This window comes from Bradyrhizobium sp. HKCCYLR20261 (assembly GCF_051168435.1).
Classification (GTDB): Bacteria; Pseudomonadota; Alphaproteobacteria; order Rhizobiales; family Xanthobacteraceae; genus Bradyrhizobium.
The window spans coordinates 166,549-191,896 of the sequence record NZ_JBNPUZ010000013.1; the positions used below are offsets into that span (position 1 = coordinate 166,549).

Sequence of the window (25,348 nt, forward strand, 5' to 3'; positions counted from 1 at the left end):
CGCTTGATATCAAGAAGGTCGAATGGGAGGTCCGGGTCCGATGAGGTCCATTGCTTTTTCCGATTTCCTCATCGGATTGGGTATCCTGTTCGTGCTCGAAGGCCTGATGTTCGCGGCCAGTCCGGACTGGATGCGGCGGGCGATGAAGACGGCGATGGCCACGCCCGACAATGTGCTGCGCGCCGTCGGCATCGGCTCGGCGGTCGCGGGCCTCGTCCTGATCTGGGTGATCCGGCGGCCGATCTGAGCGGCCGAAGGGCGGCCGGTCCGCTCCCGTCCCCGGCAGACAGGAACGCCGGCCGGGCCCGGTCATTGCCGTTCGCCGCCCGGCCAACGCCATTGTGAGGCGATGGCTGCGCCATTTTGCCGTATTAGGTCGCCCTCAATGATGAATTCGGTGGTCCGATCCGGCGTGCTTGCGTCGTCGCCCGGTTCCGGCGCACTGTACCGTTGAATTCGCCGCTTTTTCTGGAGATCCGCCCGATGACCGCAACGCTTGCTTTCAGCCGTCGCCTGCGTCCCGTCCTGGCTGCGGCCGTCCTCGCCGCCGGCTGGGCGCTGGCGCCGATGCCGGCGTCGGCGCGCGGTCCGGAGGGGATCGCCGACGTCGCCGAGAAGGTGATCGACGCCGTCGTCAACATCTCGACCTCGCAGACCGTTGAGGCCAAGGGCGGTGGCTCCTCCGAGGGCCGCAACGCCAATCCGCAGGTGCCGCCGGGCTCGCCGTTCGAGGAGTTCTTCGACGACTTCTTCAAGAACCGCCGCGGCGGTCCGGGCGGGCGGGGTGGCGCCGACAACTCGCCGCGCCGCACCAACTCGCTCGGCTCCGGCTTCATCGTCGACGACTCGGGCGTGGTCGTCACCAACAACCACGTCATCGCCGATGCCGACGAGATCAACGTGATCCTCAACGACGGCACCAAGATCAAGGCCGAGCTGGTCGGCGTCGACAAGAAGACCGACCTTGCGGTGCTCAAGTTCAAGCCGCCGCGGCAGCTCACGGTCGTCAAGTTCGGCGACTCCGACAAGCTGCGGCTCGGCGACTGGGTGGTCGCGATCGGCAACCCGTTCAGCCTGGGCGGCACCGTCACCGCCGGCATCGTCTCGGCCAAGAACCGCGACATCTCGTCGGGGCCCTATGACAGCTACATCCAGACCGACGCCGCCATCAACCGCGGCAATTCCGGCGGTCCGCTGTTCAACCTCGATGGCGAAGTCATCGGCGTCAACACGCTGATCATCTCGCCGTCGGGCGGCTCGATCGGCATCGGCTTCGCCGTGCCGTCCAAGACGGTTGCCGGCGTCGTCGATCAGCTCCGCCAGTTCGGCGAGCTGCGCCGCGGCTGGCTCGGCGTGCGCATACAGGGCGTCACCGATGAGATCGCCGAGAGCCTCAACATCAAGCCCGCCCGCGGCGCGCTGGTCGCCGGCGTCGACGACAAGGGCCCGGCCAAGCCGGCCGGCATCGAGCCCGGCGACGTTGTCGTCAAGTTCGACGGCCGCGACATCAAGGAGCCGAAGGACCTGTCGCGTATCGTCGCCGATACGGCTGTCGGCAAGGAGGTCGACGTCGTCGTGATCCGCAAGGGCCAGGAGCAGACGTTGAAGGTCAAGCTCGGCCGGCTCGAGGACAATGAGAAGGTGCAGCAGGCCGCGATCAAGAAGGACGAGCCGGCCGAGAAGCCGGTGACCCAGAAGGCGCTCGGGCTCGATCTCGCCGCGTTGTCGAAGGACCTGCGGACGCGCTACAAGATCAAGGACAGCGTCAAAGGCGTCGTCGTCACCGGCGTCGACCAGTCCTCCGATGCCGCCGAGAAGCGGCTGTCGGCCGGCGACGTCATCGTCGAGGTCGCGCAGGAGGCGGTCACCTCCGGCGCCGACATCAAGAAGCGCGTCGATCAGTTGAAGAAGGACGGCAAGAAGTCGGTCCTGCTGCTGGTGTCGAACGCCGACGGCGAGCTGCGGTTCGTGGCGCTGAGCTTGCAGTAAGGGCGCAGTCGTTCGTTCCGGACACGGCTGCGTAGGGTGGGCAAAGGCGCGCCCACGCTGCGCGCGTGATGCGCCGAGCCAGCTCGCGCCGTGCCCACCATTGCCGTCCGCGATCGCGGAGAGACGGTGGGCACGCGTCCGCCCCTTCGGGCGTCCGCTTTGCCCACCCTGCGGCGCTCAAACTCCGCTGTCGTCCCGGCCTTGAGCCGGGACCCATACCCCCAGGGAGCGGTTTGGGGCAGGCGGGTTATTGGCATTTTGCCCATCACATCCGCTGCGGCGTATGGGTCCCGGCTCAAGGCCGGCACGACGATTGAGGAAACATCCGATTCACATCTCAAACAGCGCAGGCGAAGTTATCAGTTGGACGACATGCGATCGCATTCTCGCGGCTGATATCGCCCGAGGTCTGCCATCGCTCGTCCCTCGCGAACATGCAGAGGGCGCAGGGAATGCCGGGTGACAGCCTCACCCATGGCCCGCCTGCGGAAAAAAATGCAGGCGGCAGGTACCACAGGCAAAGCCGGAACACGCCGGCATTCCCTGCGCGATGGTCTTCACGCTTATACGCAGTCTCCCTGGTGCGCCGGGCTTGTTGGCCACCATGCCGCGACAAGGCTTGCGCCTTGCACGGGTGATACCAGCATCGGGGTATCAGGACGCTGCGACTTCACGTCCGCAGCCAAGCCGTTCGTCGGCGCGTCCGAAGACACGCTGCGGCTCGGTCGCGGCCATCGCATCCCCGCCTCGCGTGTCGTGACGATCGCGCGCAACGCCCCTCTGCGATGAGGCGGGATGCGCGGAGATAAGCATGATTTCCGAAAAATAGCAAGCTGATTATTTTTAGCAGAATGACGTTGCCGCCAGGCGTCTGATGGGCCCTGGTGCAGGCGGCTGTGCACAGCCGGAGAGGCCGCGCCACTCCGCGAGGCGGAGCGCGCGGCCTGTCTCATGGACGTGTCGCGGAGCTGCGATCAGTTGCGCGCGTTGCCGATGGTGGCCGGCGCGAGGGCCGCGCTGCGGCGGTGGGGCGTGAGAACCGCGAGCTGCAGCGGCGTGGCGGGCATGCCCGCGCGGGTGAGATCGGCAACCGGGGCCTGCTCTTCGGCGCCGGAGGCGCCAACGACGGCGAGCTGATGCGGCGTAGCTGGGATCGAGGCGACTTCGAAGGTCGGACGCTCGTCCGCGAAAGCGGCGCCGGCGGCGAGCGAAACCGCGAGAACAGCCGCGGTGGCGAAGGTCTTGGTCAAGGTCATCGAGGGGTCCTTTGGATACGAGGATCGATTGCGTCACGCGCAACCGTGGTTCGTTTCCTTGGACGCTCCCTCAAGACGTTTTCGCTTTTAGGTTATACGCGGGGTGTTTGACAATTCATTGATTGTTGATGGAAGCGAAAAGGCAGCTTGGTACCAGTATTCATGCGATCGTCGAATGAGGTGATCTGCGATCTGAAACGACGCGGCATGGTGTTGCGTGGGCGCGCGCTGAAATGAAATAAAACTCTACGGTTGCAGCAAGTGATGTCGCAAGCGCTCGGCAGACCGCATGCGACTCGTCTAATGGGCCTGCGACTTTAGGCGTTGGATGTGGCTCCACCATTGCGAGCGCGGCGGTGACTGCCCAGCTCGCTCGACGACCAACAGTGTCGTCCCGGCCTTGAGCCGGGACCCATACTCCGCGGCCGTCGCAATGAGCGCTATGTCAACTACGCGCTTGCCTCGAACTATACCCTGTGGCTCTGGGTCCCGGCTCAAGGCCGGGACGACGGCGGAGTTTGCCGCTGCCGCATACGCAATCTCGCATCAGGTCAGTGCGCAACCACCACCTCCCCGTCCTTGCGAGCGCAGCGAAGCAATCCAGGGCTGCGCGAGGACTCTGGATTGCTTCGCTACGCTCGCAATGACGGTTTGGGCAAGCAGCTCGCGTCACTCTCCGCCGTCATCGTCCGCGAAGGCGGACGATCCAGTACGCTGGGACGGTCGTGATCGACCCGAGGCGCCGCGGCGTACTGGATGCCCGCCCGCGCGGGCATGACACCGAGTTTTTGCCGCACATGCTTTGCCGTAGCCAGCATGAGCGCAGCGACATGCGGGTCTCACGAAAGATGCAGGAGACCCTGGGTCGCTGCGCTCGCAATGACGGTGGAAGGGGCGCGGCGTCCTCGCTTGCGCTTATTGGTATCAATCCACGAACTGATCGCGCGTGTAGCCTTGGGCGTAGAGCAGGGCGGTGAGGTCGCCGTGGTCGATGCGGGCGGAGGCGGCGGCGGAGACGGCGGGCTTGGCGTGATAGGCGACGCCGAGGCCGGCCGCCTCGATCATGCCGAGGTCGTTGGCGCCGTCGCCGACCGCGAGCGTGTCGATCTCGTCGACGTCGAACGACTCGCGCAGCTCGACCAAGGTGGCGAGCTTGGCGTCGCGGCCGATGATCGGCTCGCGCACCTCGCCGGTCAGCTTGCCGGCGTCGATGACGAGCTCGTTGGCGCGGTTCTCCTGGAAGCCGATCTTGGCCGCGACCGCATTGGTGAACAGCGTGAAGCCGCCGGAGATCAGGCAGGTATAGGCGCCATGCGCGCGCATCGTCATCACGAGCTGGCGGGCGCCCGGCGTCAGCTTGATGCGCTTGGCGAGCACCTCGTCGACGACGCTGACCGGTAGGTCCTTCAGCAGCGCGACGCGCTCGCGCAGCGCCGGCTCGAAGGCGATCTCGCCGCGCATAGCGCGCTCGGTGATGGCGGCGACCTTCGGCTTCAGCCCGGCAAAATCGGCCAGCTCGTCGATGCATTCCTGGCCGATCATGGTGCTGTCCATGTCCGCCAGAAAAAGCTTCTTGCGCCGGAAGGCTTCCGCCTGCACGACGATGTCGATCGGCATGTCGCCGCGCAGGTCGCGCAGCCGCGCCTCGAGCTTGTGGACCTCGCCGTCATGCGAGAACGGGATGTCGATCGCGACCTCGTCGAAAAGCCAGCGCGGCGTGCCCGGCGATGGCAGCACGGCCAGGAAGGCCTCCACGATCGTGGTATCAAGTGCGGGATCGGCGGGATTGCAGATGAAGGTGGCGACGAGAGACATCAGGTGACTTTGCCAGGGATCAACAAAGCCGTGCTTATCGCAGGGCCGACCGCCAGCGGCAAGTCGGCGCTGGCGATGGAACTTGCGCAAAAAGCGGGCGGGGTCGTCATCAATACCGATTCCATGCAGATCTACCGCGATCTGAGGGTGCTGACGGCGCGGCCGACAGTCGAGGAAGAGGCCGCAGTGCCGCACCGGCTGTACGGCCACGTCGATGCCGCCGTGAACTACTCGGCCGGCCATTTTGTCCGTGATGCCGCCGAGGTGCTTGATGAGGTGCTGGGGGCAGGGCGGCTGCCGATCTTCATTGGCGGCACCGGGCTGTACTTCAAGGCGCTGACGCGGGGGCTGTCGGCGGTGCCGCCGGTGCCGGAGGAGGTGCGTGACGCGGTGCGCGAAAGGCTCGAGCGCGATGGTGTCGAGGCACTGCATGCCGAACTGGCGCGCCGCGATCCGGCGGCGGGGGCGCGGCTGAACGTCCGCGACCGTACTCGGGTGGCCCGGGCGCTGGAGGTGATCGAGGCGACCGGTCGGCCATTGGCCGACTGGCACGCGGAGACGACGCCACCGCTGCTGCCGGAGGGGAGCTACCAGGGCGTGTTCATCGCGCCGGAGCGGGAGGCGCTGTATGCGCGGATCGATGCGCGGTTCGAGGCGATGCTGGAGGCCGGCGCGCTGGCGGAGGTCGAACGGCTCGCCGCGCGCGGCCTCGATCCGCTGCTACCGGCGATGAAGGCTCACGGCGTGCCGGCGCTGATCCGTTCTCTCCGGGGCGAGATCACGCGCGAGGAGGCGGCCACCATCGGCAAGGCGGACACGCGGCATTACGCCAAGCGGCAGTTCACCTGGTTTCGGCATCAGCTGCCGGAGTTCGAATGGATGAGCCCGGAGGCGGCAAAGGAATGGGGGCGGCTCGATAGTAACCCATCCCAATCGCCGTTCCGGGACGCGCAGAGCGCGAACCAGGAGCCTAGAGGAGAGGTGTGAGTCGAGCTTCCCGGCCCTAGCGCCCAGCGTGACGCGCGATCTCGGGTTCGACGCTCATGTCTCTGGTTGTCGCTTCCTCTGTGCGACGGATCGTTGGCGTCTTCCGGACGTGACAGTCCAGATGAACCTCGCAATCTGTTCGACAGCAGAAATGAAGCGGGATACGGCAACGATGAGTGCAGCGAGCGCCGCCAAGTAGAGGGGATCGTTCATCTCATGGACACAGGTTAGCGATGCTGCTCTTCAGAGCAGCTAAAGTCGCGTGTGGACCCCCGTCAGGTCATGAGGCGACGTGCAGTATGACTGAGTTGGCTCCGATCGCAACCTGTCTATCGAATTATCCGGTGGCTTTTCACCTGCCTCTTCGGCGGCTGCGGCGCAGGCGCCTGCTTCATCGTGATCCGTACATGCAGAATCAAGTCTTGCCCTCTGCGGCGCCGATTAAGTCCCGATCGCTGTTTGCAGGCGCGATGCTTCTGCTCGGCCTTTGGAAGCGAAACGAAATAGTTCGCTGCGTCCCGCAAGGTTCCTGCGGTTCTTCCATCGGGGAGAGGGAACGGATCGTCAAAACGACTGGACCACGGCATCTGTGCATTAGCCAGGTAACCAGACGTCAACTAAATTCAGCTCGATGGTAATTTAATACACCGTGATCAACTCCTCATTAACTACCCCGCCCTAGCGTCCACACCGTGAATACAAACGAAAAAGGCCCCGGAGGTCCGGGGCCTTCCTTCGTCTCTAGTGAAACTTATCTGCGGAAGATCAACAGGATAAGCTTGAGTACGTCGATCACTATCTCGACGAAGTGCCAGAAATCATCGTGAGGAGTGGGCATTGGATGATGCCTCCTTAGGATGAGAAGGGAATGGGGAGGGGTGCTGGTAACGCCTCTCCCCGTTTCACAGGGCCATTGAACGACCCGGCTTAACTTCGAGCCTGCACTCGAATCCCTTAATATCTTCTTCTTGTGCGGATCCAATTAGGACTTCGTTCGCTATAGCCAGTGCTATTCGTGTATCTATCTCATTGATTAGATGAGCTTCTTTGACCTCTCCACAAGCTCCGAGAGAGCCTTCTCAACATCATCAACGGCTTGACGATCGAGGAATTGGTCATCCCTAATCACTTCGGCAACGAATCCCTCCGGCATCAATGGAGGCTATCCCACATTGCAACGGCGACTCAGTTCGACCGGCGCTTCCACAGCCACACGCAAGAGCGGCCCGTTGATCTTCTCGATGTGGAACCGGCCATGCGCGACGGTCCAAATTACCGCTCGCCGAACCGCAAATTCCGCGCTACCTTGACAAAATCGCGCCAACGAGCCTCGCTTTGCCTTGACATCAAGGTAACCATGGTTATGTTCGCGCAACCTTTGGGAAGCCAGCTCGCCGTCATGCGCAATTTTATTGCCATTCTCCTTATCGTAGTCGTACCCAGGCGCATCGCCGGGGATGGCTAGCGGCCATCCAAAATCCGAGCGGTGCGCAGGGCCTTCCAGGGCCCTTTTTTATTGCCCGGAAGCCACCACCGATCCTGAACCAAGCGACCCAAGACAAGCCGAACCAAGACAGCCGCCCAAGCCAGACCGAACCGACCGACCAAACGACCACCCGCTGAGACCAGCGATCCGGAGCCTGCCATGACCGACAAGAGCCACGATCCGAACCAGATGACCGGCGCTGCGATGATCGTGCGCGCGCTCATCGACCACGGCGTGCAGCACATCTTCGGCTATCCCGGCGGCGCGGTGCTTCCGATCTATGACGAGATCTTCCAGCAGAGCGAGGTCGAGCACATCCTGGTTCGCCACGAGCAGGGCGCCGGCCACGCCGCCGAGGGCTATGCGCGTTCGACCGGCAAGCCGGGCGTCGTGCTGGTGACCTCGGGTCCCGGGGCCACCAACATGGTGACGCCGCTGGCGGATGCGATGATGGATTCGATCCCGCTGGTCTGCATCACCGGTCAGGTGCCGACGCATCTGATCGGCAACGACGCCTTCCAGGAGTGCGACACCGTCGGCATCACCCGGCCCTGCACCAAGCACAATTGGCTGGTCCGCAACGTCAACGATCTCGCCAAGGTGCTGCACGAGGCGTTCTATGTCGCGACCTCCGGCCGCCCCGGCCCGGTCGTCGTCGACGTGCCGAAGGACGTGCAGTTCGCGACCGGCACCTATCATCCGCCGCGCAAGTCCGACGTCCACGTCTCCTACGCGCCGCGCGTCAAGGGCGATGCGATGCAGATCCGCAAGGCCGTCGCGCTGTTGGCCTCGGCCAAGCGGCCGGTGATCTATTCCGGCGGCGGCGTCATCAATTCGGGCGCGGAGGCATCGCGGCTGCTGCGCGAGCTGGTGGAGGTCACCGGCTTTCCGATCACCTCGACCCTGATGGGGCTGGGCGCCTATCCGGCGTCGGGCCCGAACTGGCTCGGCATGCTCGGCATGCACGGCACCTACGAGGCCAACATGACGATGCATGATTGCGACGTCATGCTGTGCGTCGGCGCGCGCTTCGACGACCGCATCACCGGCCGCACCGACGCGTTCTCGCCGAACTCGAAAAAGATCCACATCGACATCGATCCGTCCTCGATCAACAAGAACATCCGCGTCGACGTGCCGATCATCGGCGATTGCGGCGACGTGCTCGCCGACATCCTGCAGGTGTTCAAGGCGGAGGCGAAGAAGCCCGATATCAAGTCGTGGTGGCAGGAGATCGCCGTCTGGCGCGCGCGCAACTCGCTCGCCTACAAGCCGAACCGCGACGTCATCATGCCGCAATATGCGATCCAGCGGCTGTTCGAGCTGACACGCGGCCGCGACACCTACATCACGACCGAGGTCGGCCAGCACCAGATGTGGGCGGCGCAGTTCTACGGTTTCGAGGAGCCGCACCGCTGGATGACCTCGGGCGGCCTCGGCACCATGGGCTATGGCCTGCCGGCGGCGATCGGCGTCCAGGTCGCGCATCCCGACAGCTTGGTCATCGACATCGGCGGCGATGCCTCGGTGCAGATGACGATGCAGGAGATGTCGACGGCCGTGCAGTACGAGCTGCCGGTCAAGATCTTCATCCTGAACAACCAGTACATGGGCATGGTGCGGCAGTGGCAGCAGCTCCTGCACGGCAACCGCCTGTCGCATTCCTACTCGGAGGCGCTGCCGGACTTCGTCAAGCTGGCGGAGGCCTATGGCGGCGTCGGATTGCAGGTGAGCAAGCCGGGCGATCTCGACGGCGCGATCAAGGAGATGATCTCGGTCAGGAAGCCGGTGCTGTTCGACTGTCGCGTCGCGGCGCTGGAAAACTGCTTCCCGATGATTCCGTCGGGCAAGGCGCACAACGAGATGATCCTGCCGGCCGAGGCGAGCGATCCGGCCGCCGCGTTCGCGGGCGGCAAGGCGCTGGTGTGAGGACGAGCGATCGTGAGCACACCGGCCTCTCCACACTCCGCTGTCATCGCCCGGCTTGACCGGGCGATCCAGTACGCCGCGGCCGTCGTGAGTGCCACGACCGCCGCGGCGTACTGGATGCCCGCCTTCGCGGGCATGACGCGGTGGTGCGGCAGCGGCGCTGTTCACCTCTCCCCGCGTGCGGGGGCGCGACGAGCTTCGCTCGCGCTGAGAGGTCGGATTGCATCGCCAGATGCAATTCGGGTGAGGGGGGCTCTCCGCACGGTCGGTGGGTGTGGTTGCCCCTCACCCCAACCCTCTCCCCGTAAGAACGGGGAGAGGGGGCGCAGCGGCGCTCGCGGTTGCGAGCTCGACAAACATGAGCAGTCCCATGTTCACATTAGCTGAGCTCGAAGCCGCCCACGCCATCGTCGGCACTGCCGTGCCGGCGACGCCGGCGCATGCGTGGCCGCTGCTGGCGCAGCGGCTGGGGACTGAGGTCGTCGTCAAGCACGAGAACCATACGCCGGCCGGCGCTTTCAAGGTGCGCGGCGGCCTCGTTTACGTCGACAATCTCAAGCACACGCAGCCGGATGTCCGCGGGCTGATCACCGCGACCCGCGGCAATCACGGCCAGAGCGTTGCGTTCGCCGGCCGGCGCAATGGGCTGCCGGTGACGATCTACGTGCCCAGAGGCAATTCGGTCGAGAAGAACCGCGCGATGGCGGCGTTCGGCGCCGAGCTGATCGAGCACGGCAGCGACTTCCAGGAATCGCGCGAGGAGGCCGGCCGCCACGCTGCGCGCGACGGCCTGCACATGGTGCCGTCGTTCCATCCGGATCTGGTGCGCGGCGTCGCGACCTACGCGCTGGAGCTGCTGCGCGCTGCTCCTGATCTCGACGTGCTCTATGTGTCGGTAGGACAGGGCTCGGGCATCTGCGGCTGCATCCTGGCGCGCGATCTGCTCGGACTGAAGACCGAGATCGTCGGCGTGCAGTCGACGGGGGCGCCGTCCTATGCGCTGTCGTTCGCGGCACGGACCGTCGTCACGACCAACAGCGCCGACACCCATGCCGACGGGCTCGCGACTCGCAGCCCGGATGCGGATGCGCTCGCGATCATCCTGAAGGGCGCCTCGCGCATCGTGCAGGTCAGCGATGCCGAGATCGCCGAGGCCGTGCGCATCTTCTGGACCGACACGCACAATCTCGCCGAAGGCGCCGGCGCGGCCTCGCTCGCGGCCGCCTTGCAAGAGAAGCCCAAGCTGGCCGGCAAACGCGTCGGCCTGGTGCTGACCGGCGGCAACATCGATCTCGACCTGTTCAGGCGCTGGGTGATGCCGGCGGCCGCTGAAACTGAGAAGGCGGGTGCCGCATGAGGCGCACCCTGCGCACCACAAACAACGCCGTCATGCCCGGGCTTGACCCGGGCATCCACGAGCCGCGAGCGCGCCGCTCGACGTGGATGGCCGGGACAAGCCCGGCCATGACGACTGAAATCCGATGGGGACACCAATGAACCAGCCAGCCTCCGCCTATTTCATCGAAGACCGTCACGACCCGAACGAGACCCACACGCTCTCCGTCCTGGTGCAGAACGAGCCCGGCGTGCTCGCGCGCGTCATCGGGCTGTTCTCCGGGCGTGGCTACAACATCGAGAGCCTCACCGTCTCCGAGACCGAGAGCCAGAAGCACCTCTCGCGCATCACCATCGTCACCACGGGCACGCCGATGGTGATCCAGCAGATCAAGCACCAGCTCGATCGCATGGTCCCGGTCTACCGCGTCGTCGACATGACCTTGACCAAGCGCGCGATCGAGCGCGAGCTGGCGATGGTCAAGGTGCGCGGCATCGGCGAGCCCAGGGTCGAGGCGCTGCGGCTGGCGGATGCGTTCCGCGCCCGGGTGATCGACGCCACCACCGAGAGCTTTGTGTTCGAGATCACAGGAAACACCGACAAGATCACTCAGTTTATCGATCTGATGCGCCCGCTCGGCCTGGTCGAAGTGGCCAGGACCGGCATCGCGGCGATCGGGCGGGGACCGGAGGGGATGTGAGCCATGCTGGCGCGCGACTGGTACTACAACGAACGCAACCGGATCGGGCTCGATCATGCCGTGGCCTCGATCTACGGCTCCGGCGATGATGCCGACGAGCGCGCGCGCGCCGCGTTGAAGATGCTCGGCGTCAGGCCGGGCTGGCGAGTGGCCGACATCGGCTGCGGCAACGGCGTGCTGGCGACGGAAGCCGCGCTGATGGGCGCGGTGGTCGACGCCATCGACATCTCGCCGGCGATGCTGGCGCTGACCCGGATCTACACCAGGGACCGCCGCACGGCGGTGCGGATGCATTCGGCTGGCCTTCTGTCGTTCGCCTACGAGCCCGCGAGCTATGACCTGATCGCCAGCGAGTTCACGCTGCATCATCTGCCGGATTTCTGGAAGGCGGTGGCGCTGGCGCGGATCTTCGCGGCGCTGAAGCCCGGCGCGCAGTTCTTCCTGCGCGACATCGTCTATGTCTCGATGCCCGACGGCGCCGAGCGCTCGGTCGAGCAATGGGCCGATTTCAACATCAAGAACCACGACCTCGCCCGCGACAGCGTCATCACCCACATGCGCGACGAGAACTCGACCTTCGCCTGGGTGATGGAGCGTATGCTGAGCGAGGTCGGCTTCATGACGGTGTCCGCCGACTACCACGCCCCGATGCACGCGACCTATGTGCTGCAGAAGCCGGCGGGGCAGGGCTGAGCTGATGATCGATTGTCGAGGCGGAGCGCACGCTGTTGCGCAGCACGCGGTGCGCTCCCTCTCCCCGTCCTTACGGGGAGAGGGCTGGGGTGAGGGGCAGCGGCACGGGGAGTGTTCGCGGAGAGACCTGCACTCCTTCGCCCGGATTGCATCTTGTGAACTGAAGCTGTCGCGGTCCGCAGTCCTGGGAGTTTGTTACTCCGTCATGCCCGGGCTCGTCCCGGGCATCCACGTCTGTCCAGGCGTGCTGAACGACGTGGATGGCCGGGACAAGCCCGGCCATGACGACGTGGAGGCAGATGAGTAATGTCCCAGCAGCTCCTGATCGCCTTCGTCACCTTCGCCTTCGTGATGGCGTTCACGCCCGGGCCGAACAACATCATGCTGCTGTCGTCCGGCGTGACCTACGGCTTCCGGCGGACCGTGCCGCACATGATGGGCGTCAGTTTCGGCTTCGCCTTCATGGTCGGAGCCGTCGGCTTCGGCCTCGCCACCGTGTTCATCACCTATCCGGTGCTGCAGCAGGTGCTGAAATATCTCGGCGCCGCCTATCTGATCTATCTCGCGATCGCCATCGCCTTCTCCGGATCGACCAAACCTGAAGAGACCGCCTCGCGCGGGCCGATGTCGTTCTGGGGCGCGGCGCTGTTTCAGTGGGTCAATGCCAAGGGCTGGGTGATGGTGATCAGCACCATTACCGCCTATGCCGCGATCGCGCGCTTTCCCGCCAATGTTGCACTGCAGGTGGCGATCAGCTTCGTGATGGCGGTCGCCTCGACCATCACCTGGACCCTGTTCGGCACCGCGCTGCGGCCGCTGCTCAGCTCCGAGCGCGCGGTGCGCGGCTTCAACATCGTGATGGCGGTGCTGCTGCTCGCCTCGCTCTATCCCGTGTTCGCGGACGCATGAGGGATCGGGGCGCCATGCGAGATCGGGGTTTCCAACAAGGCCCAAAATGCTCTAGACACGGGCCGGATTTTGTCCGGGCGCAGCCGCCCGTGCCTCACCCAAGCGTCTGACTTTTCAGCCAATTCCGGCATCTCACAGAGGAAACGACAATGCGTGTCTACTACGATCGCGACGCCGATCTGAACCTGATCAAGGGCAAGAAGGTCGTCATCGTCGGCTACGGCAGCCAGGGCCATGCCCATGCGCTGAACCTGAAGGATTCCGGCGTCAAGGACGTCGCGATCGCGCTGCGCAAGGGCTCGGCCTCGGCCAAGAAGGCCGAAGGCGCCGGCTTCAAGGTGATGGAAGTCGCCGAGGCTGCCAAGTGGGCCGACCTCGTGATGATGCTGACCCCGGACGAGCTGCAGGGCGACATCTACCGCGAGCACCTGCACGACAACATGAAGCAGGGCGCCGCCCTCGTCTTCGCGCACGGCCTCAACGTCCACTTCAACCTGCTCGACCCGCGCGCCGATCTCGACGTGCTGATGATCGCGCCAAAGGGCCCCGGCCACACCGTCCGCTCCGAGTACCAGCGCGGCGGCGGCGTGCCCTGCCTGATCGCGATCGCCAAGGATTCCTCGGGCAACGCCCATGACCTCGGCCTGTCCTACGCCTCGGCGATCGGCGGCGGCCGCGCCGGCATCATCGAGACCACCTTCAAGGAAGAGTGCGAGACCGACCTGTTCGGCGAGCAGGCGGTGCTGTGCGGCGGCCTGGTCGAGCTGATCAAGGCCGGCTACGAGACGCTGACCGAGGCCGGCTACGCCCCGGAGATGGCCTATTTCGAGTGCCTCCACGAGGTGAAGCTGATCGTCGACCTGATCTATGAAGGCGGCATCGCCAACATGAACTACTCGATCTCCAACACCGCGGAGTATGGCGAGTACGTCACCGGCCCGCGCATCATCACCCCCGAGACCAAGGCCGAGATGAAGCGCGTGCTCGACGACATCCAGTCCGGCCGCTTCGCGCGCGACTGGATGCTGGAGAACAAGGTCAACCAGTCCTCGTTCAAGGCCACCCGCGCCCGCCTCGCCCAGCACCCGATCGAGGAAGTCGGCGCCCGCCTGCGCGACATGATGCCCTGGATCAAGAAGGGCGCGCTGGTCGACAAGACCAAGAACTGAGCCGTGTGATGGACGGCCGGGACTGCGGATCTCGCGGTCTCGGCCTGCAGCTCGATCGAAAGCCTCCGTCCTCGCAGGGCGGAGGCTTTTTGTTTTGGGCCTTGACTGCAGAGGCGTTCAGCCCGGCTGCCTGCGACGCCAAGACTGTCATCCCGGCGAACGCCGGGATCCATAGCCACCGGCCTTGGTGGTTGAGAAAGACTGGCTACTCTCAGTGTGCCCGCCAACGCGCCTCACGCAGTGGGTCCCGGCGTTCGCCGGGACAAGGGCGGAGGATGTGGCGCGAGGCGTGAGGTGCGGCGGAGGGTAACGCCCTCAGTCAGTCAAGGAGCAGGCTCTGCCCGCTCACTTGTCGACCTTGTTGTGCACCATCCAGAACCGCAGCGTGCGCTGGGCCGTGTCGAGCGACAGCCGGCCGTAGTCGCGCTCGGCGAGCTTGAGTGTCTCGCTGTCGATGGCGTGCTTGATCGGGCGGTGGGTCAGGATCTTCGCCACCACCGTCCAGGCCAGCCCGGCGGCGCGGCAGGGGATCAGCACGATGTCGGTGCGCGGCCCCTCCAGCACCTTGGCCATCATCTCGGTGGGAACGTTGTTGAGCAGCCCCAGCGCCGCGGCGACCTCGCTGAAGCGGCGGGTCTCGGCGAAAAAGGCGATCGCGGTGTCGTTGAGCTCGTTCAAGCCCTTCATGCGCTTCACGGCCTCTTCGGCCATCGTGAAGTCGCGCCCGACCAGGCCGCCGTCGCTGCGCGCGGCGTCGGTGATGGTCTTGAGGATCTTCTTGATCTCCTTCTGCAGCGCCGGCGACGCCGACGCCATCAGCTTGGCGCGGACGGATTCGGTGGCGCGGCGCAGGAGGTCGCGGAGGTGCTTGCTGGGCAGGTCGACGCGCAGGCCGATGATCTCGCTCAGCTCGTCGTCGTCCTCGGCATGCGCCATCATGCCGGAATAGCCGGTCTCGGAGAAGCGCGCCGTCTGGTTGTTGGCGAGCGTGCGGATGACGCGGCGCTCGCCGCGGTCGACGATGATGTCGGTGACGGCCTCGGTCAGATGCGGACGGCTGGAGATCGCCATCAGGTGATCCTGGCCCTTGGTCGCGGCGACCTCGACCAGCGTATGCTCCGAGAGCCGGGTCGAGTGCATCAGCACGCTCTCGGCCACCGAGATCTCGTCGTCGCGGGCCAGCTGCTGGATCAGTTCGACCGGGGCGTAATCCACCGGGGCAAGATGCTTGCTGAGCTCGGCGCGCGCACGGGTCTCGACGCGTGACACCAGCATGCACAGCACGTTGTCGAACACCTTGATCTGATCCTCGCTGAGGCGCTCGCCGTCATGCAGGAACAGATTGGTGACCTGGCGCAGCGTGTGCACCCGTTTTTCCGAGGATCCGCCACGGACGGCCTCCTCGAGTTCGGCGATGATCGAATGTTCTGAAGGTGGAAGCTGTTCTGGCTGTTGCACGTTACGCTCGTCTGTCCGGAAGGCCGGCGCAGCAGCAATGCAGGACCGCTCTCTGCCCCACTGCAGTCTGTCGGCAGGGTCAGTTTTCGGTATGGACGATAACAATGTGTTAGGCTGAAGGGGCGTAGTACTCCGGAGAAACACGGAGACGGAAAATTAACACGACGCGTCTAAAGGGGAATCGCGGGCTCAGGCACGAGATTGGCCCAAAAGGCAGCTGCGGAGGAGGCCGATGGGCATGGGGCGGCCTTCGGCGTCAGTGGAAATGACCAAAAGGTTAATGATCTCATAAGGTCAGAGGCCATTCTTCAACCGATTTGAAGGCCTCTCGCGACTTCACGTCAGCTGACATCGAAGCAAGTTTTGAAGTTTAAATCACATTCTTGAGAGGACCGGCCCCGCTCCCGTCGGGCGACGCCCGAGGCGGCGCGATCGCTCCCGCCGGCGATGCGAGTTCAAGCGTCAAAAACAACCCCAGCATCCTGCCGCCTCTCGTGCGATAGTCGCGCCATAAAGCGCTGAGGCCGCCATGAAATCCGTCGTCGTCACCGGGGCATCCACCGGCATTGGTTTCGCCTGTTCGAAGCTGCTGCTCACACGCGGCTTCCGGGTATTCGGCAGCGTTCGCAAGCAGGCCGATGCGGACCGGCTGCGCGCTGAGCTCGGCGCCGGCTTCGCGCCGATGCTGTTCGACGTCACCGACGAGGCGGCCGTGAAGGCTGCTGCCGGCGAGGTACGCGCGGCGCTCAACGGCGAGGCGCTGGCGGGGCTCGTCAACAATGCCGGCATCGCGGTCGCCGGTCCCCTGACGGAGCTGCCGATCGACCAATTCCGCCATCAGCTCGAGGTCAACGTCATCGGCCCGGTCATCGCGACCCAGGCGTTCGCCCCGCTGCTCGGGACCGATCCGGCCATGACGGGGCCGCGCGGGCGCATCGTGATGATCAGCTCGGTCGCCGGCCGCAACGGCAATCCGCTGCTGGCGCCGTATTCGACCTCGAAGCATGCGCTCGAGGGACTCTCGGAGAGCCTGCGCCGCGAATTGATGCTTTTCGGCATCGACGTCGTCATCATCGCACCGGGCGCGGTGAAGACGCCGATCTGGGGCAAGGCGGAGGAGGTCGACCTGTCGCCCTATCAGGCCTCGCCGTATTTCCCGGCGCTGCAGAAAATCCGCGGCTACATGCTGCATCTCGGCAAGACCGGACTGCCGGCCGAGACCATTGCCGAACGCGTGTTCGCGGCGTTGACCGCGCCGTCACCGAAGGTGCGCGACGAGATCGCGCCCGATGCCCTGCAACAATGGATTGCCCGCGCGCTGCCCAAGCGGATGGTCGACCGCATCATCGCCAAACGGCTCGGCCTGATGCCGGCGAGCCGAGGCTGATCGCGGAATGACGACGACCGGCAAGACCCAGGCGGAGCTCACCCGCCTGGTCGAGGAGGCGATCCGCGCGGAGCCGGGATGCGAGACCGCGCGCGTCCCAGCCGTGCAGGCGCTCGACGTTCACAGCGGCCGCAACTGGGAAATTCCGCACGTCGTGCTCGGCGACAGCCTGATCAGCGACATCGACCGCGCAGTCATGAGCGTGCAACGCCGGCTGGGGCGTGAATTTCACCTGATCGAGGAGGGGGCGCCGCCCGCCGCCTCCGAGCGGACCGCGACGAGCCGTTGAAGCCGGCCGGCGTCGTCTTGCGAAAATGAACGTTCGACAACGGACGAACTGATAGCGCTGCGCCGCTCGGTCGCTGCAGCGCCAGATCGCGCCCGCGACATTCCGTGTGAATCCGGTTGTTGTCATTTGTGACGATTTGATTACGGTCGCATGACAGGCTAGCGCGTTCCTCGATCTGTCGGCATGTGCCGGCGCGGGGCACTCCTGTCCGAGTATCGCCGCCGCATGTCGCTCACGCCAAACCACGAACCGATCACGACCCTCACGGCCGGGAGTGCGACGCGGTCTGCCGCCGTGCGGATGTCCGCGGTCGCCGCGCCCCATGTCGCAGCGCTGGCGCTGATGCTGCACACCGAGACCGATTTCGGCTCCCGGCTCGGCTTCGTCCTGGCCTGGGGCATTCTCAACGGCTTCTGGCTGGTGCTGTTGCGTCGGCCGGCGGTGTCGGGCGCGCTGGCGCTGAGCATGGTCGTCGTGCTGGTGCTGCTGTCGCAGTTGAAGCATTCCGTTGTGCAGATGACTGCGAACTTCGTCGACGTCATGCTGATTGATCATGACAGCGCCGCCTTCCTGTTCACGATCTTCCCGAATCTGCGGTTGTCGGTGCTGGTGGCGGGGGCGGTCCTGCTGCCGTTGATGGGACTGCTATGGTGGGTCGATCCGTTCCGCATTGCGCGGCTGCCGGCGCTGGCCGGCAAGCTCGCCTGCCTCGCCGCCCTGACCTTGTATTCGCTGAACTGGCGCGACGAAGCCTGGCGCGGCTACTACGATGACGGCTATCTGTCCAAATTCGCCCGCTCCGGCGTCACCGCGGTCTCTGACTTCATAGCCCATGGCTTCATGGAGTCCGATGCCACGGCCGACCGCAAGCTGGCCGCGATGCTTCCCGACGCCTGCCATCCGACGGGACGCCGGCCGAACATCGTTCTGATCCATGACGAGTCGAGCTTCGACATCCGCTCGGCGCCCGTTATCAAGGTGCCCGCCGGCTATGGCAGCCACTTCCAGTCGTTCGACGGCAAGGCGCGCCGCTTCATGGCCGAGAGCAATGGCGGTCCGAGCTGGTTCACCGAGTACAACGTGCTGGCCGGCCTGTCGTCGCGCTCGTTCGGCCGCTTCGCCTATTTCGTGACGCGGATCGCCTCAGGCCGTGTCGAACGCGGCCTGCCGCTGGCGCTGCGCCAATGCGGCTACGACACCGTCTCGCTGTATCCCGCGCATGGCGCCTTCATGAACGCGCGCAGCTTCCAGACCACGGTCGGCGTCGACCGTTTCCTCGACGCGCGCGATCTCGGCGCCAAGGGCATCGAGCCCGACGGCTTCTTCTATGATGCCGCGCTCGACCTGATGCAGCAGCGGCAGCGCAACAAGCCGCTGTTCATGTTCGTCTATCTCGCGGCCAATCATTTCCCCTGGGAGACGACGTTCCGGCCTGATCTGACGCCATCCTGGCGCGCGCCGGGCAATCTGCCGTCGATCGATGAATATCTGCGCCGGCAGGCGATGAGCGCATCCGACTATCAGCGCTTCCTGGCGAGCCTGAAGAAGCGGTTCGGCGACCAGCCGTTCCTGATCGTGCGCTACGGTGATCACCAGCCGGAATTCTCGCCGCACATCCTCGACCCCAAGCTCGACGAAGCCGGCATCGGCGCCAAGCTGGAGAGCTATGATCCGCGCTATTATCAGACCTACTACGCGATCGACGCCGTCAATTTCGAGCCGCGGCAGAGCGCGGTCATGATGGACTCGATCGACGCCGCCTATCTGCCGCTGGTCACGCTCGAGGCCGCCGGCATTCCGCTCGATCCGTCCTTTGCCGAGCAGAAGGACATCATGCTCCGCTGCAAGGGCGTGTTCTACGCCTGCGGTGACGGCGCCGAGGCCCGCCGCTTCAACCGCATGCTGATCGACGCCGAGCTGATCAGGGGGCTGTAGCCGCCGCTACAACGCGCAAAGCGCGTTGCGGGGCGTCGTCCATCGGGCGCTCTCAATCGAACTTGTAGGAGATGCCGAACATCGCTGCATGGGTCTGCAATCGGACCGAGTTGCTGATGGTCTCGGTTGCGAAGCAGGGGATCACGGCGGTGCCGTAGCCCGGGAGATCGAACGTGGCCGTGCTGGCGCAGCTGCGGGCGCTGGTGAAGTTGGCGGTGCCAAAATCGGTGTAGCGATATTCGCCGCGCAGGACCCAGTTGCGGCCAAGCTTGGTCTCGCCGCCGGCGCCGATGGTGAAGCCGGGGCGAATGCTGGATTGGCTGATCACGGCAGGGCTCTTCAGGCCCGGCGCACAGCTGCCGATCTCGGCGCTGGCAAATCCGGGCGCCGTGAGCAGGGCCTTGACCGCAGTGTCGCAGCGCGAGGTCTGCTCGATCTCCGTCCAGGCGGCGCCGCCCGTCAGATAGAGCATGACCGAGGGATTGACCACGAAGCCGAGGCGGGCACGGATGCTGGCGTCCCATTTGGTGCGGACGCTGAAGCTGTCGTTCATGCCGCCGCTCGAGCCGTTCAGGGCCGTACCGGGGAAGGAATAGCCGTAGGTCGTCGCCTGCGCGCTGGCATAGGCCGCATCGCCTTCGACGCCGACGACCCATCGCGGCGCGATCTGCCAGTTGTAGCCGATGTAAGGACCTATCCGCGCCGCGGTCGTGTCATAGGCGCTGTCGAGGAAGCACTGGCAGTTGGCCGCGAGATCCGAGGTGAAGAAGCTGGTCGCGAGCACGTCCTTGTTGACCCGCGACGACACATTGTTCGCCCGAACGCCGGCTGTGGCGCCGACATAGAAGCCTGCCCAGGAGGCTGTCTCCGGCATGGCCGCATAGGCCGCCAGGCTGCTGGCCAGCGGTCCGCCGCCGAACTTGTAGGCAATGCCGAAGGTCCCGGTGTGGGTGCGCAGAGCGGTGTCGTAGGTCACGGTCTGCGTGCCGTTCACCGAGCTGCGCACGTTGGTGTCCGAGGTGCGGCCGTAGTCGGAATAGCGATATTCGGCGCGGGCGATCCAGTTCGGCGTCAGAAGGGCCTCCAGGCCGCCGCCGACGGTGTAGCCGAGCAGGGTCTTGCTGTTGGTAATGTTGGCTGGACCGAAGGCACGGGCGCCGCCCGCCGCGCAGTCGCCGTCGAAGGCCGTCAGCGTGCTGCAGTTCGAGGTGGTCTCGACGTGGATCCAGGACGGGCCGGCCGTGCCGTACACCAGCAGGCTCGGGTCGATCACATAGCCGGCGCGGGCGCGGATGCTGGCGTCCCAGGTGGTCTTGAAGATGAACGAATTGGTCGTCGAGCCCGGACGAAACAGCGACGGCGCCGGATAATAGCTGCCCGAGGTGCGGCTCTGGTCCGCAAAGCCGAACTCGCCTTCGATGCCTGCGACAAACTGACCGAACTGCCAGTTGTAGCCGGCATAGGGGCTGACGCGGAACGCGGTGGCGTTGAAGCTCTGGCCCGTGGCGCAGGGCAGGCCGGCAAAGCAATTCGCCGCCACGAACATGTTCTGGATGACCGGCGCGTTGCTGGTGTCGGTGGCCGATCTGACGCTCAGGTCGGCATCATTGGCGCGAAAGCCGAAGCCGGTGCCGACATAGAAGCCGGCCCAGGCGGGAGCGGCGATCGGAGCAGGAGCTTTCAGAGGGAGATCCGCGGCTTGAGCGACCGTGCCCAGCATTGCGCTCGTGATCAGGACTGAGTTCAAGGCAAGAAAAGAGGTCGGCAACGATCGGCGCATGTCAAAATCGCCCCAGGAAACACAATGCAATTTGTGGTAACATAGCAGTGCACGCTGCTCTCGGCTGTAGCTGCGCCGCAACAGTCGGGTTCCCCGTGGGAACTACCAAGTCGAGGTGATCGGGTCACAGTTGATCGTGATCAGGTCCCGCGAATGGAGGATGACAAGCTTCCGGGCGATGCCTCGTTCGAAAGCCTCAGGATGAAGGGAGATCGACATGACGACGTCTGTGAAGGACATGCTGGCCGCGGCCAATGCCGCGGTGCCGAAGATCACGCCGGCCGAGGCGCAGGCGATGATCGCCAAGGGCAACACGCTGGTGCTCGACGTGCGCGATGCGCCCGAGGTCGAGAAGAGCGGCAAGATCGAGGGCGCTCATCACGTCTCGCGCGGCATGCTCGAATTCCGCGCCGATCCGGACTCGCCCTATCACGACAAGGCCTTTGCCAAGGACAAGAGCATCATCCTGTACTGCGCCTCCGGCGGACGGTCGGCGCTGTCGGGAAAGACCCTCCAGGATCTCGGCTACGACAAGGTCTTCAATGTCGGCGCGTTCAAGGACTGGGCGGAGAGCGGCGGCGCGGTCGACAAGCCGATCGAGCCGGGGATGTAGCTTGCGTGCATGGGGCAGGCGAAAGCCTGCTCCAAGTCCCGCCGTCATCGCGAGCGTCAGCCAAGCGATCCAGGGGCGACACGGACGATGTGCATTTTAGCCCCTGGATTGCTTCCGCCTTCGCTCTGCGAGCTTCGGCGGACACGTCGCTACGCTCGCAATGACCGCTCTGAAACAGTGGGGCTCTACTTCGAAATCCTGCTCCACAGCCAGCGCGCGACCGCCTGCGGCGAGGACTCGGCATCACTGCCCGACGCCCGCAGATTGGCCTGCTGCATCGTGACGATATCGATGCGGCCGAGCAGGGGGCGCAGCGCATCCTGCAGCGCGTGGTCGTCGGCGCGCTTTGGCGAGAGCAGCAGGATCGCATCATAGGGCGGGATCGCCTGTTTGGGATCTGCGAGCACGATGAGATCATATTTCGCGATCAGCCCGTCGCTGGTGTAGCCGGCGATGACGTCGACCTCGCCGGCGGCGACCGCCGCATACATGAAGTCGGGCTGCATCTGGCGCTGCGCGCGGAAGGCGAGGCCATAGGCATCGCGCAAGGCGGCCCATTCCGGACGCGAGAAGAATTCGTAGTCGCCCGCGATCGACATCTCGCGCGTGTGGCGGGCGAGATCATCGATCGAGCGGATGCCGAGCGCCTCGGCCTTCTTGCGCGGCATCACCAGCGCATAGGCGTTCTCGAAGCCGAGTTCGCCGAGCAGGGTGACCTTGTCCTTCGCGAGATCCTGCCTGAGCACATCGAGCAGCGCGGCGCGCGGCAACTGCTCCGTATGATGAAACTGGTTGGCCCATAGCGTGCCGGAATACTCGACATAGAGATCGATGTCGCCGCTCTTCAGCGCGCCATAGATGACGCTGGAGCCAAGCCCGGCGCGCGTGGCCGCCGAGAGACCCGCCGCTTGCAGCCGCTCGCTCATCAGCGCCGACAGCACATATTGCTCGGTGAAGGTCTTGGCGCCGATGACGTAGCGCGCCGAGCTGCCGGCCAGCGACGGCAGCAGGCTGAGGCCGACCATCAGCGCGATCGTCGCGGTGCCGAGCCCGACGCGGGCGCGGCTGCGGGTGCGCAGGCCATGCTCGATCAGCGACAGCAATTGATCGACCACGAGCGCGAGCATCGCGGCGGCGACGCAGCCGAACACGACCAGAACCCAGTTCTGCGTCTGCAGCCCGGCAAAGATGTAGTTGCCGAGCGAGGTCTGGCCGATCGGCGTCGACAGGGTCGCGGTGCCGATCACCCACACGGCGGCGGTGCGGATGCCGGCCATGATCACCGGCAGCGCCAGCGGCAGCTCGACCATGGTCAGCGCCTGGCGCTCGGTCATGCCGACGCCCTTGGCGGCCTCGATCAGGCCGGCGTCGACGCCATCAAGCCCGGTGATGGTGTTGCGCAGCACCGGCAGCATCGAATACAGCGCCAGCGCCAGCACCGCGGGGAGGAATCCGAACGCGGAGAATGAGACGCCGAACCAGCGCAGGCTCAGCGCCGCCAGTGCCAGCAGCAATGGATAGAACAATGCCAGCAGCGCCAGTCCTGGCACGGTCTGGACCACGCTGGCGAGGCCGAGCAGCAGATTGCGCAGGGCAGGGCGGTTGCGCGCGACGAGCGCCAGCGGAAAGCTGATCACGAGGCCGAGCGCCAGCGCGGCGATGCTGACGCGCAGATGGCTGCCGAGATAGTCGGCGAGATGCGACAGGGCCTCGGCGAAGCGCGGATCGGATAACAGGCTCATGCGGCGCCGCTCTCGGGCAGCAGGGCCGCGAGCCGCGCGGCCTGGCGCCGCGGCGTCGTCATCAGCTCCGTCACATAGGCCTCGCGGCTGGCGGCAAGCTCGGCGGACGTGCCGACCTCGACGAGGCGGCCCGTCCGCATCACCGCGATGCGGTCGGCGAGCAGCAGCGCCTCGGTGATGTCGTGGGTGATCATCAGCGTCGTCAGCCCGAGCTTGTCGTGCAGCGCGCGATAATCCTGGCCCAGCGCATCGCGCGTCAGCGGGTCGAGCGCGCCGAACGGCTCGTCCATCAGCACGATCCGAGGCTTTGCGGCCAGCGCGCGGGCGACGCCGACGCGCTGGCGCTGGCCGCCGGAGAGCTCGTGCGGCAGGCGGTCGCGATGCGCTGTGCGGTCGAGCTGGACGAGCCCGAGCAGCTCGTCGACGCGCGCGGCGATCTCGTTCGCCGGCGTGCCCAGCAGCCTGGGGGTGATGCCGATATTAGCGGCAACCGTCATGTGCGGAAACAGCGCGCCGTTCTGGAACACGTTGCCGATGCGGCGGCGCAGGCTGACCGGTTCGAGGCGGCCGATGTCCTCGCCGGCAATCCGGATCGTGCCGCCGTCGGCCTCGATCAGGCGGTTGGTGAGGCGCAGCAGCGTGGTCTTGCCGGAGCCGGAGCCGCCGACGATCGCGAGGAACTCGCCCTCGGCGATCTCCAGCGAGACGTCGTCGACCGCCGTCACGGCGCCCGCCGCGCCGGAGAAGGACTTGCGAACGTTGCTGTAGGTGATCAGGGGCGTGCGTTGCATGCGGCCTTTTTCGGGCGCGGGAGGCCTCGGCTCCCACTGACCTAGCACGTCCCGCGCCTGCGTTGAACTTCGCGGCGCAAGCGGCTAAGCCGTCCGGACCATTTTCGGGGAGGAACTTGGACGTGACGCAGCCTTCGGCCGCCGCGGTCGCACTGGAGCGAACGACGGTGGCATTCCGTCTCGCTGGCGGACGCACCTATACCGCCGTCGAGACGGCCGACCTCGCGGTCGCGGACGGCGAGTTCGTCGCCATCGTCGGGCCGACCGGCTGCGGCAAGTCCACTCTTCTCAACGTCGCGGCCGGGCTGCTGAAGCCCGCGGCCGGCGATGTCAGGATCTTCGGCCAGCCGCTCGCCGGGCTCAACCGCGAGGCCGGCTATCTCTTCCAGGCCGACGCGCTGTTCCCCTGGAAGACGGCGCTGGAGAATGTCGCGATCGGGCTCGAGGTCGCCGGCACGTCCGCGCGCGAGGCGGCCGCGAAGGCGCAGCAATGGCTGACGTCGGTCGGCCTCGGCGCCTTCGGCAACCGCTATCCGCACATGCTCTCTGGCGGCCAGCGCAAGCGTGTCGGCCTTGCGCAGGTGCTGATCCGCAATCCCCGCATCATCCTGATGGACGAGCCGTTCGGTCCGCTGGATGCGCAGACCCGGCAGATCATGGGCAATCTTCTGCTCGACCTCTGGAACGCCGACCGCAAGGCGGTGCTGTTCGTCACCCACGATCTGGAGGAGGCGATCGCACTCGCCGACCGCGTCGTCATCATGTCCGCCGGTCCCGCCTCGCGCATCATCGGCGACTGGCGCGTGACCCTGCCGCGCCCGCGCGACATCTTCGAGGTGCGCATGAAGCACGAGTTCCACGAGCTGCACCGCGAGATCTGGCAGACGCTGAAGGCCGAGGTCGAGAAGACCTACAAGCAGGCGGAGGCGGTGTGATGGCGCGTTTAGGTCCGGCTGTCCGCCAGGGGCTCAGCTCAGACTCCCCTCCCCCTTGCGGGGAGGGGTTGGGGGTGGGGGTCCCAGGAAAGACTGGTGCTCGGGCGCCGGGTCTCGGTGGTGGATTTCGGTTTTGCGCCGGCGCGCCA

Annotated in this window: 21 protein-coding genes; 15 read left to right on the plus strand and 6 right to left on the minus strand. The window is 65.6% G+C overall.

Annotated elements, in window-relative coordinates; genetic code table 11:
* The first annotated feature begins 40 nt into the window (after positions 1-40).
* Both ACQR1L_RS25810 and ACQR1L_RS25815 read left to right on the plus strand, forming a co-directional pair.
* Complete coding sequence (locus tag ACQR1L_RS25810; protein WP_006615035.1) at positions 41-247, plus strand: DUF2065 domain-containing protein; 207 nt, start codon at positions 41-43, stop codon at positions 245-247.
* 236 nt (positions 248-483) lie between these two features.
* Positions 484-1,989 (plus strand): Do family serine endopeptidase, encoded by a 1,506-nt coding sequence (locus ACQR1L_RS25815; protein ID WP_434860727.1) that lies wholly within the window; start codon positions 484-486, stop codon positions 1,987-1,989.
* Positions 1,990-2,963: 974 nt separating this feature from the next.
* Here ACQR1L_RS25815 and ACQR1L_RS25820 read toward each other — a convergent pair.
* Complete coding sequence (locus ACQR1L_RS25820; protein WP_434860728.1) at positions 2,964-3,245, minus strand: hypothetical protein; 282 nt, start codon at positions 3,243-3,245, stop codon at positions 2,964-2,966.
* 924 nt (positions 3,246-4,169) lie between these two features.
* Positions 4,170-5,060, minus strand: coding sequence for a phosphoserine phosphatase SerB (gene serB / locus ACQR1L_RS25825; RefSeq protein WP_434860729.1), 891 nt, complete (start codon positions 5,058-5,060; stop codon positions 4,170-4,172).
* Positions 5,061-5,063: 3 nt separating this feature from the next.
* Here serB and miaA point away from each other — a divergent pair, with 3 nt between their 5' ends.
* From miaA to ilvC, 8 genes are all read left to right on the plus strand, one after another.
* Entirely contained in the window at positions 5,064-6,047 is a 984-nt protein-coding gene (gene miaA, locus ACQR1L_RS25830) for a tRNA (adenosine(37)-N6)-dimethylallyltransferase MiaA (protein ID WP_434860730.1), read from the plus strand.
* Positions 6,048-7,143: 1,096 nt separating this feature from the next.
* Positions 7,144-7,512, plus strand: coding sequence for a hypothetical protein (locus ACQR1L_RS25835; RefSeq protein ID WP_434860731.1), 369 nt, complete (start codon positions 7,144-7,146; stop codon positions 7,510-7,512).
* Positions 7,513-7,692: 180 nt separating this feature from the next.
* Complete coding sequence (locus tag ACQR1L_RS25840; RefSeq protein ID WP_434860732.1) at positions 7,693-9,462, plus strand: acetolactate synthase 3 large subunit; 1,770 nt, start codon at positions 7,693-7,695, stop codon at positions 9,460-9,462.
* A gap of 370 nt (positions 9,463-9,832) precedes the next feature.
* Positions 9,833-10,819 carry a threonine dehydratase gene (locus tag ACQR1L_RS25845; protein ID WP_434860733.1) on the plus strand — a complete coding sequence of 329 codons (987 nt, stop codon included), beginning with the start codon at positions 9,833-9,835 and terminating at the stop codon, positions 10,817-10,819.
* A gap of 136 nt (positions 10,820-10,955) precedes the next feature.
* Positions 10,956-11,498 (plus strand): acetolactate synthase small subunit, encoded by a 543-nt coding sequence (gene ilvN, locus ACQR1L_RS25850; RefSeq protein WP_434860734.1) that lies wholly within the window; start codon positions 10,956-10,958, stop codon positions 11,496-11,498.
* A gap of 3 nt (positions 11,499-11,501) precedes the next feature.
* A complete protein-coding gene (locus ACQR1L_RS25855) occupies positions 11,502-12,191 on the plus strand; it encodes a class I SAM-dependent methyltransferase (protein ID WP_434860735.1) in 690 nt (229 codons plus the stop codon).
* A gap of 306 nt (positions 12,192-12,497) precedes the next feature.
* A complete protein-coding gene (locus tag ACQR1L_RS25860) occupies positions 12,498-13,100 on the plus strand; it encodes a LysE family translocator (RefSeq protein ID WP_434860736.1) in 603 nt (200 codons plus the stop codon).
* 149 nt (positions 13,101-13,249) lie between these two features.
* Positions 13,250-14,269 (plus strand): ketol-acid reductoisomerase, encoded by a 1,020-nt coding sequence (ilvC, locus tag ACQR1L_RS25865; protein WP_009026674.1) that lies wholly within the window; start codon positions 13,250-13,252, stop codon positions 14,267-14,269.
* 345 nt (positions 14,270-14,614) lie between these two features.
* On the opposite strand, the gene ACQR1L_RS25870 is transcribed toward ilvC, so the two are convergent.
* The gene (locus tag ACQR1L_RS25870) at positions 14,615-15,727 is read right to left on the minus strand and encodes a DUF2336 domain-containing protein (protein ID WP_434860737.1); all 1,113 of its coding nucleotides are present in this window, start codon (positions 15,725-15,727) and stop codon (positions 14,615-14,617) included.
* Positions 15,728-16,256: 529 nt separating this feature from the next.
* On the opposite strand from ACQR1L_RS25870, the gene ACQR1L_RS25875 reads away from it, so the two are divergent.
* The 3 genes from ACQR1L_RS25875 to ACQR1L_RS25885 all read left to right on the plus strand — a co-directional run bounded on the left by ACQR1L_RS25875 (position 16,257) and on the right by ACQR1L_RS25885 (position 19,338).
* On the plus strand, positions 16,257-17,114 hold the full coding sequence (locus ACQR1L_RS25875; RefSeq protein WP_434860738.1) for an SDR family oxidoreductase: 858 nt from the start codon (positions 16,257-16,259) through the stop codon (positions 17,112-17,114).
* Between the two features lie 7 nt (positions 17,115-17,121).
* Positions 17,122-17,403, plus strand: coding sequence for a hypothetical protein (locus tag ACQR1L_RS25880; RefSeq protein ID WP_434860739.1), 282 nt, complete (start codon positions 17,122-17,124; stop codon positions 17,401-17,403).
* A gap of 225 nt (positions 17,404-17,628) precedes the next feature.
* Positions 17,629-19,338: a sulfatase-like hydrolase/transferase gene (locus ACQR1L_RS25885; RefSeq protein ID WP_434860740.1), complete on the plus strand. Its 1,710-nt coding sequence runs from the start codon at positions 17,629-17,631 to the stop codon at positions 19,336-19,338.
* 52 nt (positions 19,339-19,390) lie between these two features.
* Here the strand turns inward: ACQR1L_RS25885 and ACQR1L_RS25890 are convergent, their stop codons facing one another.
* A complete protein-coding gene (locus ACQR1L_RS25890; RefSeq protein WP_434860741.1) occupies positions 19,391-21,058 on the minus strand; it encodes an outer membrane protein in 1,668 nt (555 codons plus the stop codon).
* 277 nt (positions 21,059-21,335) lie between these two features.
* Here ACQR1L_RS25890 and ACQR1L_RS25895 point away from each other — a divergent pair, with 277 nt between their 5' ends.
* Positions 21,336-21,731 carry a rhodanese-like domain-containing protein gene (locus ACQR1L_RS25895; protein WP_434860742.1) on the plus strand — a complete coding sequence of 132 codons (396 nt, stop codon included), beginning with the start codon at positions 21,336-21,338 and terminating at the stop codon, positions 21,729-21,731.
* Positions 21,732-21,916: 185 nt separating this feature from the next.
* Here the strand turns inward: ACQR1L_RS25895 and ACQR1L_RS25900 are convergent, their stop codons facing one another.
* Positions 21,917-23,473, minus strand: a complete 1,557-nt coding sequence (locus ACQR1L_RS25900; RefSeq protein WP_434860743.1) for an ABC transporter permease/substrate-binding protein — start codon at positions 23,471-23,473, stop codon at positions 21,917-21,919.
* Positions 23,470-24,264: an ATP-binding cassette domain-containing protein gene (locus ACQR1L_RS25905; RefSeq protein ID WP_434860744.1), complete on the minus strand. Its 795-nt coding sequence runs from the start codon at positions 24,262-24,264 to the stop codon at positions 23,470-23,472. The genes ACQR1L_RS25900 and ACQR1L_RS25905 overlap by 4 nt, the downstream gene beginning before the upstream one ends.
* Positions 24,265-24,386: 122 nt before the next feature.
* On the opposite strand from ACQR1L_RS25905, the gene ACQR1L_RS25910 reads away from it, so the two are divergent.
* The gene (locus tag ACQR1L_RS25910) at positions 24,387-25,199 is read left to right on the plus strand and encodes an ABC transporter ATP-binding protein (protein WP_434860745.1); all 813 of its coding nucleotides are present in this window, start codon (positions 24,387-24,389) and stop codon (positions 25,197-25,199) included.
* Positions 25,200-25,348: the final 149 nt, after the last annotated feature.